11 protein-coding genes are annotated in these 13479 nt (G+C 60.1%); 10 read left to right on the top strand and 1 reads right to left on the bottom strand.

All coding sequences use genetic code 11. The annotated features are described in order from the left end of the window. The first annotated feature begins 304 nt into the window (after window positions 1-304). From AAGQ88_RS24400 to AAGQ88_RS24385, 4 genes are all read left to right on the top strand, one after another. Window positions 305-2062, top strand: coding sequence for a carbamoyltransferase (locus AAGQ88_RS24400; protein ID WP_285426733.1), 1758 nt, complete (start codon window positions 305-307; stop codon window positions 2060-2062). Beyond that, window positions 2046-3176, top strand: coding sequence for a glycosyltransferase (locus AAGQ88_RS24395; protein WP_342653832.1), 1131 nt, complete (start codon window positions 2046-2048; stop codon window positions 3174-3176). Before AAGQ88_RS24400 ends, AAGQ88_RS24395 begins: the two co-directional genes overlap by 17 nt. 160 nt (window positions 3177-3336) lie before the next feature. Next, window positions 3337-4473: an O-antigen ligase family protein gene (locus AAGQ88_RS24390; RefSeq protein WP_342653831.1), complete on the top strand. Its 1137-nt coding sequence runs from the start codon at window positions 3337-3339 to the stop codon at window positions 4471-4473. Continuing rightward, complete coding sequence (locus AAGQ88_RS24385; protein WP_342653830.1) at window positions 4463-5314, top strand: lipopolysaccharide core biosynthesis protein; 852 nt, start codon at window positions 4463-4465, stop codon at window positions 5312-5314. Before AAGQ88_RS24390 ends, AAGQ88_RS24385 begins: the two co-directional genes overlap by 11 nt. Window positions 5315-5321: 7 nt before the next feature. On the opposite strand, the gene AAGQ88_RS24380 is transcribed toward AAGQ88_RS24385, so the two are convergent. Beyond that, entirely contained in the window at window positions 5322-5978 is a 657-nt protein-coding gene (locus tag AAGQ88_RS24380) for a lipopolysaccharide kinase InaA family protein (RefSeq protein WP_342653829.1), read from the bottom strand. A 117-nt stretch (window positions 5979-6095) separates the two neighbouring features. Between AAGQ88_RS24380 and msbA the strand changes: the two genes are divergently transcribed. The 6 genes from msbA to AAGQ88_RS24350 all read left to right on the top strand — a co-directional run bounded on the left by msbA (window position 6096) and on the right by AAGQ88_RS24350 (window position 13475). Then, entirely contained in the window at window positions 6096-7916 is a 1821-nt protein-coding gene (msbA, locus tag AAGQ88_RS24375) for a lipid A export permease/ATP-binding protein MsbA (RefSeq protein ID WP_285426738.1), read from the top strand. Further along, on the top strand, window positions 7910-8806 hold the full coding sequence (locus AAGQ88_RS24370) for a GNAT family N-acetyltransferase (protein WP_342653828.1): 897 nt from the start codon (window positions 7910-7912) through the stop codon (window positions 8804-8806). The genes msbA and AAGQ88_RS24370 overlap by 7 nt, the downstream gene beginning before the upstream one ends. 6 nt (window positions 8807-8812) lie before the next feature. Continuing rightward, window positions 8813-10213 carry a PIG-L family deacetylase gene (locus tag AAGQ88_RS24365; RefSeq protein ID WP_342653827.1) on the top strand — a complete coding sequence of 467 codons (1401 nt, stop codon included), beginning with the start codon at window positions 8813-8815 and terminating at the stop codon, window positions 10211-10213. A gap of 96 nt (window positions 10214-10309) precedes the next feature. Next, window positions 10310-11731, top strand: coding sequence for a bifunctional D-glycero-beta-D-manno-heptose-7-phosphate kinase/D-glycero-beta-D-manno-heptose 1-phosphate adenylyltransferase HldE (gene hldE, locus AAGQ88_RS24360; protein ID WP_285426741.1), 1422 nt, complete (start codon window positions 10310-10312; stop codon window positions 11729-11731). Between the two features lie 49 nt (window positions 11732-11780). Then, the gene (locus AAGQ88_RS24355) at window positions 11781-12755 is read left to right on the top strand and encodes a glycosyltransferase (RefSeq protein WP_342653826.1); all 975 of its coding nucleotides are present in this window, start codon (window positions 11781-11783) and stop codon (window positions 12753-12755) included. Beyond that, window positions 12756-13475, top strand: a complete 720-nt coding sequence (locus AAGQ88_RS24350) for a hypothetical protein (protein WP_342653825.1) — start codon at window positions 12756-12758, stop codon at window positions 13473-13475. Window positions 13476-13479 lie beyond the last annotated feature (4 nt).

Genomic DNA, 13479 nt, shown 5'->3' with positions numbered 1-13479 from the left:
CCCTGACTGTCGTTGAACTGAATCACCGTGTACAGGGTTGAGTCGTGGGCGAATTCTCAGGGCGAAGGTGCTGGCTGTCAACGTCCCCTGCCACTCAGGGATGTTTCGAGATAAGTCCGCTCAGCTGAATATGCGTAAGCCACACCCATCTGAATAGATCGCAACACGCTTCATTTACCCGCGACCAAATCCGGCGCCGTTACGCTATAATCCCGCCCTTTAGCTGCCCGCCGCACTCGCGCCAGGCACACCTTATTTGTCAGGCGCATGACGCCTGCATGCAGACTGAAGAGGCTAGACCCTAGTGGCATTGACGATCCTTGGCCTGTCCGGCGCCCTTAGCCATGATCCTTCCGCGGCCCTGTACATCGACGGCAAGCTGATTGCTGCTGCCGAAGAAGAGCGTTTCGTTCGCGACAAGCATGCCAAGAACCGCATGCCGTACGAATCGGCCAAGTTCTGCCTCGAGCAGGCGGGCATCAAGCCCTCGGACGTCGATGTCGTGGCCATCCCGTTCGCCCCGATCAGCCTGTTCGGTGAGGCGCGCTGGCACTACGCCAAGCGTTACTGGTACGCCCCGGATCGTGCGCTCGACGCCATCCTGATGGGTAACCGTCGCTACAAGCGCTATCGCAACAAGATAGTCTGGTGTCTGGAGCAGCTGGGTTTCGATCCGAAAAAGATAAAGATCGAACCGGTCGAGCACCACCTGGCCCACGCCTCCAGCGCTTATCACTGCTCCGGCTTTCAAGAGAAGACCGCGATCCTCGGTATCGACGGCAAAGGTGAATACGCCACGACGTTCTTCGGCTATGGCGAAAACGGCAAGATCCACAAGATCAAGGAATTCTACGATCCCGATTCCTTGGGCGGCCTGTACGGTGCGATCACTGAGTTCCTCGGTTTCGAGATGCTCGATGGCGAGTTCAAGGTCATGGGCATGGCGCCTTATGGCGACGCCAGCAAGTACGACTTCTCGCGTCTGGCCAGTTTCGAGAACGGCGAACTGGTCATCAATACCGAGTACGCCAACGTCATCGGCCTGCGTCGTTATAAAGAGAAGGGCAAGGGCTTCTATTTCTCGCCGAAGCTGATCGAGTGGCTGGGCCCGAAACGAGAGGGCGACATCGCTGACGAGCCTTACATCCATTACGCCGCCAGCATGCAGGCGCTGTTCGAGAAGCTGGCGCTGCAGATGATGGATCACTATCTGGGCGACATCCTCAAGGAAACCGGCAAAATTGCCTTCGCGGGCGGTTGCGCGCTGAACGTCAAGCTCAACCAGAAGATCATCGCGCGTCCCGAGGTGAAAGAACTGTTCGTGCAGCCTGCTTCCGGTGATGCCGGGACCGCTGTCGGCGCCGCTGCGTACGTGTCCCATGCTCGCGGCGTGCCAGTCGAGAAGATGGAGCACGTGTACCTTGGCCCTTCGTACAGCAACGAAGATGTCATTGCCGCCTGCGCACGCCATCCGAGCCAGCCGAAATGGCGCAAGCTCGAGAACATGCCTGAGCAGATCGCCAAAATCATGGTCGATGGCAATCCCGTGGCCTGGTTCCAGGGGCGTATGGAGTTCGGTCCACGCGCGCTCGGCGGTCGTTCCATCATCGGTTGCCCAAGCGTGGCCGGCGTGGCCGATCGCATCAACCATCAGATCAAGTTCCGCGAGCGCTGGAGGCCTTTCTGCCCGTCGATGCTCGACACCGTCGCTCCACAGATGATCAAGATCGATCACCCGGCGCCCTTCATGACCTTCACGTTCGAAGTGGCTGAAGAGTGGAAGACCCGTGTTCCGGAAGTCGTCCATGAAGACGGCACTTCTCGCGCCCAGGTGCTCAAGCGCGAATACAATCCGCGCTACTACGACATGATGAAAGCGCTGGAGAACCTCACCGGCAACGGCGTGTCGCTCAACACCTCGCTGAACCGTCGTGGCGAGCCAATGATCTGCTCGCCCACCGATGCCTTGAATATGTTCTTCGGCTCGGATCTGCAGTACCTGATCATGGAAGACATCCTGGTGGTCAAAGACGGCGCAGACTCCTATGACACGCTCGGCTGAGCGCCATGTTCTGCAGTTCTGTCACGGCTATGACGGGCCGTTTCTGGACTGCGCCCGGCAATATGCCAGCCTGTTCGCAGGCAAGGGATACCGTGTCACCACGGTATTCCTGACCGGAGCCGCTGACCCTGAGGTGGCATCCGCCTGCGCCTCGGACGAAGTGTTGTTCATGGAGTACAGCTCCAAGGCCATCCGTGGCCTGAAGCTGGGCGCCATTCGTGATCTGCGGAAAATCGCTGCTTCGCGGGATTTTGTCTTCTGCATCGCTCATCGTTTCAAACCGGTTTATATCGCGCTGTTAGCCACCGGTTTGCCGGTGATCGGCGTGCATCACGCCTACGGTGATTACACCCGACGCAGTCGCAAGCTGTTCGCGCACCTGTTCCGCATGCGCCTGAGCCTTCTCGGGGTGTCCGATGCCGTGCGTGATGATCTGCGAAAGGCTCTGCCGAAATGGCCGACCGGCCGAATTCAGACGCTTTATAACCGCATCGACGTGGACGGGCTCGCGACTACGCTGTTGCCCCGTGAACAGGCCCGCGAAGCACTTGGGCTCGCTCAGGATGCGTGGGTGGTCGGCAACGTCGGACGGCTGCATCCGGACAAGGATCAGGCCACGCTGCTGCGCGGGTTCGCTCAGGCATTGCCGAATCTTCCGGCCGACAGCCAGTTGGTTATTCTCGGTACCGGACGGCTGGAGCAGGACCTCAAAGAGCTGGCAATGGAGCTGGGTATCGGCCATCAGGTGATGCTGTTGGGGCAAGTGCCCCAGGCCAGTCGCTATTTCAAGGCGTTCGATGTGTTTGCCCTGAGTTCGGATCATGAGCCGTTCGGCATGGTGCTGCTCGAGGCTATGGTTGCGGGCGTGCCGCTCATCGCGACGGCCTGCGGCGGGGCAAAGGAAGTCGTCGAAGGTGTGGGCATTCTCTTTCCTCTGGGCGATGGCGAGCATCTGGCTCAGGGGTTGGTGCATCTGTCGCGGCTGGATGCCGAGCAGCGGCAATCGTGTGCTTCGTTGATGATGCAGCGCCTGCACGACACCTTTTCGGATGACGCCGTGCGCAAGGTCTTCTGGCGTTTGCCGCAAGTCACCGATTGCCTGCCGGATATATAACCCGCTTTTAACTGGCAAAAAGAACCAAGGGCGAGTTCACCGTCAGTGCGGGCTCGTATTGCTTTCAAGTTGATCTATCGGATTTGTAATGGTCAGTAGTGTTTGGTCGTCTCGCTTTCGTCTTTGCTCATCACTCTTTGCTGCTCTTGCGATACTTGCCATGTTCCTCGGCTCATTCTGGTGGCCGGGCTCATCAAGTGCGTGGGCATCGTTTATCCGCATTGCCTTGCTCCTTTCGCTGCTGGCCTCGTTCGGGCTGTTCAACCGCCGTTCGTTTTCGCTGAACCCGCTGATCATCGCGACGGCGGTGCTGCTGGGCTATATGTTTCTGAACAGCTTCTTTTCCGGGGATAACTTTCAGTCCACGCGTCGATTGGTACTCATCTGCCTGTTTATCGCAGCGGTCAGTGCAATAAAGCCGCTGTCCGTCCTTAACTGGACGCGCATCATGCAGATCGGCGTCTGCCTCGCGACAGGCTTCGCGCTGTTTTCGATGGTCAATCTCATGACCCACGGCGCCTTCAAGTTTGGTTATCGCGAGATGAAGCTGGCCACCTCTGGCGTGGTCAATGTCGCCGATTTCGGCAATACCATCGTGGCAGGCATGCACTACGCTTTCTTCCTGATCGCAGGCGCGTGGCTGATGCTGACGGCTGAGAAGCGCCGGGAAAGCCTCTTCTGGCTGCTGTGCTGCGCGGTTCTCGCGGTGTACATCTATTTCACCTTTGCCCGCAGCGCGTGGATGGGGTGCGCGGCCGGCTGCCTGCTGCTGGTCTGTGTGATGACTCAGGGGAAAGTCCGGCGCAGCCTGTTGATCGCCATTGCCGTCGGTATCGTGGCGATTGCGATTCTGGGCTTCCGGGAGCTGATGTTCGAAGTGAACGTGCGTGGCGTCACCGGGCGTAATGAAGTCTGGAGCATGATCTTTTCGCGCCTGACGGACCACTGGTGGTTCGGCCGAGGCGCGGGCACGGCGCTGGGTCAGGTGCGCCTGCACACAGGGCAAATCGTCGGCAACACTCACAGTCTTTATCTGGAAGTGCTCTATCAGCTGGGTATCGTCGGTCTCGCCCTGCTTGTGATCACGATGGCATTCGCTGCGGTCAGCCTGTCCCGTGCGCTGGCGCGTTCGAAAGAGGCTGGCCTGTGGATCGCAATGCTCGCGGGTATCGCGGTTGTCATGGTGGTAGAACTGCACACATTCATCGGCACGCCGGGGCTTGTGTGGATGTGGCTGTGGCTCCCGCTCGCCGGTGCCATCGCCGTGTCGAGGGAGGTTGCGCAACGTGAAGGTTGAGAGCAGGGGAGATGCTCGCTGGCTGATCGCAGCGGATCTGGAGTTGCAGCTCCAGGACTTTGCGACGGTACGCGACGCCTTCAGCGGGCCGGTTTTCCTGCTCGCGTCAGGTCCGTCTGCCAGCCATTTCCCACTGCATGATTATCGGACCTGTCCGGTCATCGCCATGAATGGCTCCGTGCTGCGGTGCATCGAGCAGGGCATCCGCCCCTTCTTCTACCTCTGTGATGATCCGAACTTCGTCATTGGGCGCCCGGAACTTGCGATCAAGGGCGCGCTTCATGGCGAGCGTTTGGCAATGAGTCTGGACGTGCTCGAGCAGATTCACGCGGCTGACCGCACGGCTTTGCAGGGCAAAAAGGTCTACCTGCTGGAGCGGGTCAATCGCAGCGACCGCAAACCGATCCTCTCCGATCGCGCGTATGCCTGGTCGATCCGTCACGATCCTGAACTGATCTCGAACTTCTCGCTGTTGCGGCGTAAACCCAACCGGATCGGGTTCAGCCTGAATCTGGCGCGGGGCTATTTCGGCAGCCGGACCATCCCTTTTGCAGGGCTTCAGTTGTCTTGCCACCTGGGGTTTCGCCAGGCGTTTCTGATCGGCGTGGATTTGCGTCAGCAGGGCGGGCGGTTCTACGAGCAGGGTCAGGCTGCGCTGCCGAGCAGCCTGGATGAGGATTTCGAGCAATACATCTTGCCCAGCTTTAAGTTGATGGCGAAAAGGATCGTGCCGCGCACCGGCTTGCAGGTTTTCAACCTGTCGCTGGAAAGCCGCTTGCCCCATAGCGTCGTGCCGAAACTGACCGCCGAGCAGCTTGATGAGCTGCTGCCACGCGGCTGACGTCGTGTCAGCCGAGCATGGCCTGAAGGTCTGAGACGAAGCGCGGGCTCCGGATCGGGGCCTCAAGGCTCTGGATGTAAGCGTTCAGGAATGTCGCGCCGGCATCCTCGCCCAACAGCCAGGCGCGATCTTCCTTGTAACGAAGCAGGTGCTGAAAGTTGCGCAGCCGTTTGCTGCGGCTCAGCGACGGGTTCTGGCAGCGCATGTCCGAGATGTCGATCAGGCCCAGCGCGTTATCGGGGGTAAGAATGACGTTGCCCAGATGCAGGGAGCGGAAGTAGACGCCCTGATCATGCAGCCGTGCGATGAAGGCGCCCAGCTTGGCGCGCAAGGCATCGCCTTCGTTATTCTGCTTGATGGCCTGACGCAGGGTGATTCCCGCCAGTGGTTCATACCGCACGGCATCTCTTTTGATGCTGCCGATGCGGTAGGTGTCGACCATGTGCGGGCAGCGAATCTGCCGTTGTTCAAGGGCAGCAATGTTGTCGGCGAAGCGCTTGGCATAAGGGAACAGCAGTGCCGAGCTCAGCAGGCGCTTGCGACGGAACAGCTTGAGGATGTCACCATTGGCGAGCAGCAGGACCTTGTCTCCCGACCCATCGGCTTCCAGCACTGTCGCGTTTTCTCGCAAGGCCAGATAGTCGCTGTGTTTCATCGAGTGCATCAGTTCTACTACCTGAAAAATTCGCCATCTTACCCGACTCGGACGGGCTTGGCTCCCCGGCTCGCCATTCGGAGAGCTGTGTTAAGATAGCCGACTCATTTTTTTACGCGGATCCCCATGAGCAGTCCTGAACCTCGCGGCAAATCCACTCTGGCCATCTATTTCCGGTTGCTGACGTACGTCAGGCCGTATATCGGCCTGTTCGTTCTGAGTATCGTGGGCTTCCTGATCTTCGCATCGACCCAGCCGATGCTCGCTTACATCCTCAAGTATTTCGTCGACGGTCTGGCCAATCCAGAGGCGCGACTGTTTCCCGGCGTGCCCTACCTGGGCGACCTTCAATTGTTGCAGGCCGTGCCCTTGATGATCGTACTGATCGCCATCTGGCAGGGCGCAGGTTCCTATCTGGGCAACTACTTCCTGGCACAAGTCTCACTGGGGCTGGTGCACGATCTGCGTCTGGTGCTGTTCAACAAGTTGCTGACGTTGCCGAACCGTTATTTCGACAACCACAACTCCGGCCACCTGATTTCCCGTATTACGTTCAACGTCACCATGGTGACGGGGGCCGCGACCGACGCCATCAAGGTGGTCATCCGCGAAGGCATGACAGTCATTTTCCTGTTCGGCGCGTTGCTGTGGATGAACTGGGAGCTGACCCTGGTCATGCTGGCCATCCTGCCGCTCATCGCAGTGATGGTGAACAGCACCAGCCGCAAATTCCGCAAACAGAGCAAGAAGATTCAGGTCGCGATGGGCGACGTCACCCACGTGGCGTCCGAGACCATCCACGGGTATCGCGTCGTGCGCAGTTTCGGCGGGGAAGATTACGAAAAAGGCCGCTTTGAAAAGGCGAGCCGCAGCAACACCAAAAAACAGTTGACGATGACCAAGACGGGCGCGGTCTACACCCCGATGTTGCAGTTGGTGACGTACACCGGCATGGCCATCGTGATGTTTCTGGTGCTTTATCTGCGCGGAGATTCTTCAGCGGGCGATCTGGTGGCCTACATCACCATGGCCGGTTTGCTGCCCAAGCCAATCCGGCAGTTGTCCGAGGTCAGTTCGACCATCCAGAAGGGCGTTGCCGGGGCCGAAAGCATTTTCGAACAGCTCGACGAAACGCCTGAACACGACAGCGGCACCGTTGAACGTGAACAGGTCAGCGGCCGGCTGGAGGTCAAGAACCTGTCGTTCACCTACCCGGGCACGGAAAAGCGCGTCCTTGATGACGTCAGTTTCGTCGCCGAAGCAGGTCAGATGGTTGCGCTGGTCGGTCGTTCAGGCAGCGGTAAATCCACGCTGGCCGGTCTGATCCCGCGCTTCTACGATCACAGTCAAGGCCAGATTCTGCTCGATGAGACTGCGATCGAAGACTACACGCTGCGCAACCTGCGCCGGCATATCGCGCTGGTGACGCAGCACGTCACGCTGTTCAACGACACGATTGCCAACAACATCGCGTACGGTGATCTGGCAGGGGCGCCGCTGGAGGACATTCAGCAGGTGTCGGCGGACGCCTTTGCCGATGAGTTCATCGACAAGCTGCCGCAGAAGTACCAGACGCTGGTGGGTGAGAACGGCGTCTTGCTGTCCGGTGGTCAGCGTCAGCGCCTGGCAATTGCCCGCGCGCTGCTCAAGAACGCACCGCTGTTGATCCTCGACGAAGCCACCTCGGCGCTGGACACCGAGTCCGAGCGCCACATTCAGCACGCGCTGGATAAGGTCATGAAGGGGCGGACCACGCTGGTGATTGCCCACCGTCTGACCACTATCGAGAAGGCCGATCTGATCCTCGTCATGGATGAGGGCCGTATCGTTGAGCGCGGGACGCACGCCTCTCTGCTGGCACAAAACGGTTATTACACGCGTCTGCACGCCAAACAGTTCGAAGATGAGCCCGCCAGCAACGCCGGTCAGGTAATCGATGCATGTTGAATGCGTTGCGATTCTGGCGTGAACGAGGCTGGACGGTTATCGATGCAGCTGCCTACGAGCAGGCATGGAGCCGGTTTGGCGGCAGCGTGGCGACCCATCCTCGGGTGATCGAACGTCTCGCAGGACTGGTCGGCATACCTGTCAGGTACCTGGGCTGGCAGGCTGATGGCGACATCGTTGCTGCGGTCGCTTGCTGGGGGCGAGATCTGGCGTTGTCCAGAAAGGTGCTCAAGCAGCAGGGCAAGCGGGGATTTTTCGACCTCGGCAACGCCGAAGTCATTCTCCCCGTTGCGCAGGACGTTCGTGTACCAGTGCGCCAGCGCATGAGCTACGTCTCGGAGCTGAGTCTGCCCTTGGTCACAACGCTCAAGCCGCAGGCCGAAAGCCTGGCCCTTGCGCGCGAGCCTGAGGATTACTCGAAGAAATTTCGTTACAACCAGCGTCGCGAGCAGCGTTTGCTCGAAGAGGCGGGTGCGGTATTGCGTCCCGTGCTGGATTTCACGCCTGCCGAGCTTGCGGCGATGTACGAGCGGCTGTTTCAGGCCCGCTGGAACTTCGAAGTGCCCGGCAAAGCGCATCTGGGCGATGTGTTCACCCTGATGCGTGAGTTCATGACGGGCTCGGTGATCATGCTCGACGAGCAAGCGATCGCGATTCAGGTGCTGTATCGCGTCGAGTCGCCCAACTGGGTGTCGGTCGAATACGTCAACGGCGGCGTCGATCCTCAACAGCAGGCATTGAGTCCTGGCAGCGTGCTGAGTTACGTCAACACGCAAAACGCCTGGTCCGACGCCCGATCGCTCGACAAACCGCTGCGCTATTCTTTCGGGCGTTCCGACCGCGAATATAAAGATCGTTGGTGCCGGACGGTGCCGGTCTACAAGGTCTGATCTCACATGAGCGGGCATAAACAAGCACTTCTCAAAAAGCATCGACGCGCCAAACGTGTGGCGATGCTTTTCATCCTGGCAGCCCTCGTCGCGGCCGGTCTGTTCATCGCCTGGTGGTGGATTCCGATCCTGCTGGTTGTCTGCTGGGTCGCGCACGAGGCGTGGTTCTCGGATCACCTTTTCTATTCGCCGGCGAGCGACTACCTCTATACGTTTCCTGCTGATGCCGACGTTCGCCCTGTCAGCCTGGTCAACGGCACCTTGCGCCTCGACTCGTCCGTGGACGCGGGGCAGACGCTGGTGCTCGAGCTTGAGCTGCGAAGCACGTGGCTTGGGCGCTGGGTCGATCCGTATGTCAGCATCGGCGACGACCGACAGGAGTTCGAGCGGGGGGCGCGTGGCAAGCGCTATCTGAATCTTTCAGGGCAGCACGCAGCGCTGACGGCTGACGGTTTGCGGCTTGAAGGGCATCACTGCCGCGTCTCGACCCCGACGAAACTCTATGTCCTCAGCCACCCGGATTACGCCGACAAGCGCGTCATGGTGCTGGCGCCTCATGCCGATGACGCCGAGCTGGCGGCATTCGGGCTGTACAGCAAGGCGGTCGAACCGACCATCGTGACCCTTACGCAAGGCGAGATCGAGGCCGAGGGCTATCAGCGGCTGGGCCTGAACCCGGCTGAAGCGGCCCGGTTGAAGGGACGTCTGCGGACCTGGGACAGCCTGGCGGTTCCGCTGTGGGGTGGCGTCGCGCAGGACCGCTGCGTGCAACTGGGCTACTACTGCCTGCAATTGCCCGCGATGCGCGAAGCGCCCACACAATCCTTCGGTTCGCGAGAGTCGCAGGAGAGCGATATCCGCACGGCGCGCCGCCACAATCCATTCGCGCTGCCGGGCGACGCGGATGGAAACCCTTGTTGGGACAATCTGGTGGCCGATCTGGTGGCGCTGCTCCAGCGTTTCAAGCCAGAGGTGATTGTGATGCCGCACCCAGAGCTCGACCCCCATGCCGACCACGTCGCGACAACGCAGGCGCTGTATCAGGCCGTTGCGCAGAGCACCTGGAAACCGTCGGTCGCGCTGCTTTACGCCAATCACCTCCACGACAACGACCGCTGGCCGATGGGCCGGGCAGGCAGTGGCGTAGCGTTGCCGCCGTTTGTCTACCAGACTTCGAGCGACAGCCTCTGGAGCCCGTCGCTGGACGCGTCGACGCAGATGGACAAAGCAATGGCGCTGGCCATGCAGCACGATCTGCAGGGGCGTCCGCCGTTCAAGCGGCTGGTGCGGCGCTGGATCCAGCGCGTGCTGGTCGGCCGCCACTGGCCTGCGACGGGGGAAGACGAGTTCTTCCGCAAGGCCGTGCGTCGCCATGAGGTGTTCATGGTGCGGCCTTTCGCCGACTGAAACGGGTCACACAGGGCAATTCCCGGGAGCTGAGCGCCGTCCGATACAGGCTGTGCTAAGATTCCGCCCTTGTCCATTTCAGCTACGGGTTGTTCGATGAAGTTGTCCATGCCGCGTTTTGATCAGGCACCAGTGTTGGTAGTCGGCGACGTCATGCTCGACCGCTATTGGCATGGCGGAACGTCGAGAATTTCCCCTGAAGCGCCTGTTCCCGTGGTCAAGGTCGATCAGATCGAAGACCGTCCGGGTGGCGCAGCCAACGTTGCGTTGAACATTGCAGCGCTTGGTGCCAAGGCTTCATTGGTCGGTGTGACCGGTGAGGACGAAGCGGCCGTGAGCCTCGCCGACAGCCTGAAGGCCGCTGGCGTGAATGCCTGCTTCCAGCGCATCGCGCACCAGCCCACCATCGTCAAGCTGCGCGTCATGAGCCGCCATCAGCAACTGCTGCGGATCGATTTCGAAGAGTCGTTCACCACCGACCCTGTCGCACTCAGCCAGGAAGTCGACGCGTTGCTCGACGGCGTGAGAGTCATGGTGCTGTCCGACTACGGCAAAGGCGCCCTGAAAAACCATCAAGCGCTGATTCAGGCCGCCCGCGAGCGCGGCATTCCCGTGCTGGCTGACCCCAAAGGCAAGGATTTCACGATCTATCGTGGCGCCACGCTGATCACACCTAACCTGAGCGAGTTCGAAGCTATCGTTGGACATTGTTCCGACGAAGCGGAACTTGTGGCCAGAGGTGCCCGTCTGATGGCTGATTTGGAGCTGGGGGCATTGCTGGTCACCCGTGGCGAACACGGCATGACCTTGTTGCGTCCAGACCATTCAGCTCTTCATCTGCCTGCCCGCGCACGCGAGGTTTTCGATGTGACTGGCGCGGGTGACACCGTGATTTCCACATTGGCAGCCGCCATTGCGGCAGGAGAAGACCTGCCGCATGCCGTCGCATTGGCGAATCTGGCAGCCGGTATCGTCGTAGGCAAACTGGGCACGGCGGCCATCAGCGCGCCAGAACTTCGCCGCGCGATCCAGCGGGCGGAGGGTTCCGAGCGCGGCGTGCTGACGCTGGACCAGTTGCTGCTCGCGACCGATGACGCCCGCGCCCATGGCGAGAAGATCGTTTTCACCAACGGTTGCTTCGACATTCTCCACGCAGGCCATGTGGCTTATCTGGAGCAGGCGAGGGCGCAGGGAGACCGGCTGATCGTCGCAGTGAATGACGACGCCTCGGTCAGTCGCCTGAAAGGACCGGGTCGGCCGATCAACAGCGTCGATCGTCGCATGGCGGTGCTTGCAGGCCTTGGCGCAGTGGATTGGGTGGTCAGCTTTTCAGAAGGCACTCCCGAGAATCTGCTGACCCATGTCCGCCCGGACGTGCTGGTCAAAGGAGGGGATTACTCGGTTGATCAGGTCGTGGGCGCTGACATCGTCACTGCCTATGGCGGAACGGTCAAAGTGCTTGGGTTGGTGGAGAACAGTTCGACGACAGCGATCGTGGAGAAAATCCGGAGCCGCTGACTTCGGCTTTACTGCACCTTTTGGCGTAATTTTAAGGTAAGGCAGTTCGATGAGAGTCATGCTGGTGGTGATGGATGAGCAGCGCGTGATACTGGACCGCCTGTACGAGATCGTGCAGCACCATTGTGACGAGTGCATCATCTATCGCCTCAGCAAGGCTCAGCAGCTGAAGTTGGGGACGTTTCTGGCGTCGGTCGATTATCAACGCTTCGATCGCGTGGTGATTTTCTCCAGACTGAAACGTCTCGCCCCGCAGGTGCCGGTGCTCAAATGCGTGCCGGGCCTGGTGTTCCTTGAACACGATGCCTATCAGAATTACATGCCCGAGAGTAAATACCGCGGCCGGTATTCGTTGCTCTACAACCGGCTGCCGTGGGCCCGCGTGATCGTATCGGGCAGCGTCGTGGCCCGTCGCTTTCGCGATGAAGGCATCGATGCGGTGTTCGTCTCTAAAGGGTACGACGACGCGATGCTGTGCAATACCGAGACTGAACGAGACATACCGCTTGGCTTCCTGGGCAGTCTGAAAAGCACTGAATACGGCCGCCGCAAAGCGTTTCTCGAACACATGGCCGCCCAGACCGGCATGCTGGTAACGCGCACTGAATCCGGCGAAGACTACCTGCACATGCTCAACCGCATTCGTATCTTCGTGAGTGCTGACATCGGCATGGGCGAGTTCATGATCAAGAACTTCGAGGCCATGGCCTGCGGCTGCGTGCTGCTGGCGTGGAGTCAGGGCGAGGAAGACGAACTGCTCGGCTTCCAGGACATGCATAACGTTGTGCTGTATCGCTCGGAAAGCGAAGCGCTGGACAAGCTCAAGTGGCTGCAAGACAACCCTGAACTCGCCGAAACCATCGCCCGCAACGGCCAGACGTTTGCGCAAACCCGCTATTCATTCACACGTGTGGGCCGTGATCTGGCCGCAGCGATACAGGCCGACATGCGCCCCTGGACGCCGCCCGGTACGATCGCTCGTCTCTGGGCAAAACTGCGTTACGGGATGAAGGTGGCTGGCTGAATGGTGGAGCAACAAAACCCGGCTCAGGACTCGCTTGATCGGTACTCGCTGGATCTGGAGAAACTTCCGGGCGGACATCAGGATGTGCTGGGCATCCTGCCTCCACGGCTGCAGGAGAGTCTGCGTCGCAGCGCTCGCGTGATTCTCGTCGCCAATAACCCGGCCATCCGCCAGGCGGACGTCCAAGCGCTCGGCCTTGACGCCAACGACACCGTCGTGACGTTCAATCAATGCATCAAGGCCGACTTGCTGACCCCCACGACGGTCAACCTGTTCGTGCATGGCTTCAACGGCCCGGACCGGTATTTTTTTGGCCTTCCCGCCCGGCCTGAGATCAACCGGCTGATGCAGCACCCACAGGCCCGCTGTTTCACCCTGTTGGTGGGTTGCACCGGCGACATCAGCCCGCTGCCCGATGTCGCGCTGTACCATGATCGCATCCCACTGCCCGCGCTCTGGAACTACCCGGTCGAACGTCCGGGAGGCAAGCGCTACGTCGGCCCGTCCACTGGCTTCAACGTATTGGTGTTACTGGACTGGCTGCGTCGGCACCACGGTTATTCATTTGAGTTATTGACCTTGGGTTTTTCCAATGAAGCGGGAAAACTCTGGAGTGGCCACGCCTGGGACTATGAGCGCGAGTGGCTGATGCAGTCGAACGTGGTCCGTATCGCGTTGCAACCGCGCGCCTGGTGGCAGAAAATCCTGCGCCTCAAATGAGTGG

The organism is Pseudomonas sp. F3-2 (genome assembly GCF_038804275.1).
In the GTDB taxonomy this organism is placed as follows: Bacteria; Pseudomonadota; Gammaproteobacteria; order Pseudomonadales; family Pseudomonadaceae; genus Aquipseudomonas.
Note: the sequence above shows the minus strand (reverse complement) of the source record. Positions and strands in the feature narration are given on the sequence as shown.

Coding starts and splice junctions, on each gene's coding strand:
- AAGQ88_RS24395 (WP_342653832.1), top strand. CDS start 2,046: ATGACACGCTCGGCTGAGCGCCATGTTCTGCAGTTCTGTCACGGCTAT.
- AAGQ88_RS24390 (WP_342653831.1), top strand. CDS start 3,337: ATGTTCCTCGGCTCATTCTGGTGGCCGGGCTCATCAAGTGCGTGGGCA.
- AAGQ88_RS24380 (WP_342653829.1), bottom strand. CDS start 5,978: ATGCACTCGATGAAACACAGCGACTATCTGGCCTTGCGAGAAAACGCG.
- msbA (WP_285426738.1), top strand. CDS start 6,096: ATGAGCAGTCCTGAACCTCGCGGCAAATCCACTCTGGCCATCTATTTC.
- AAGQ88_RS24370 (WP_342653828.1), top strand. CDS start 7,910: ATGTTGAATGCGTTGCGATTCTGGCGTGAACGAGGCTGGACGGTTATC.
- AAGQ88_RS24365 (WP_342653827.1), top strand. CDS start 8,813: ATGAGCGGGCATAAACAAGCACTTCTCAAAAAGCATCGACGCGCCAAA.
- hldE (WP_285426741.1), top strand. CDS start 10,310: ATGAAGTTGTCCATGCCGCGTTTTGATCAGGCACCAGTGTTGGTAGTC.
- AAGQ88_RS24355 (WP_342653826.1), top strand. CDS start 11,781: ATGAGAGTCATGCTGGTGGTGATGGATGAGCAGCGCGTGATACTGGAC.
- AAGQ88_RS24350 (WP_342653825.1), top strand. CDS start 12,756: ATGGTGGAGCAACAAAACCCGGCTCAGGACTCGCTTGATCGGTACTCG.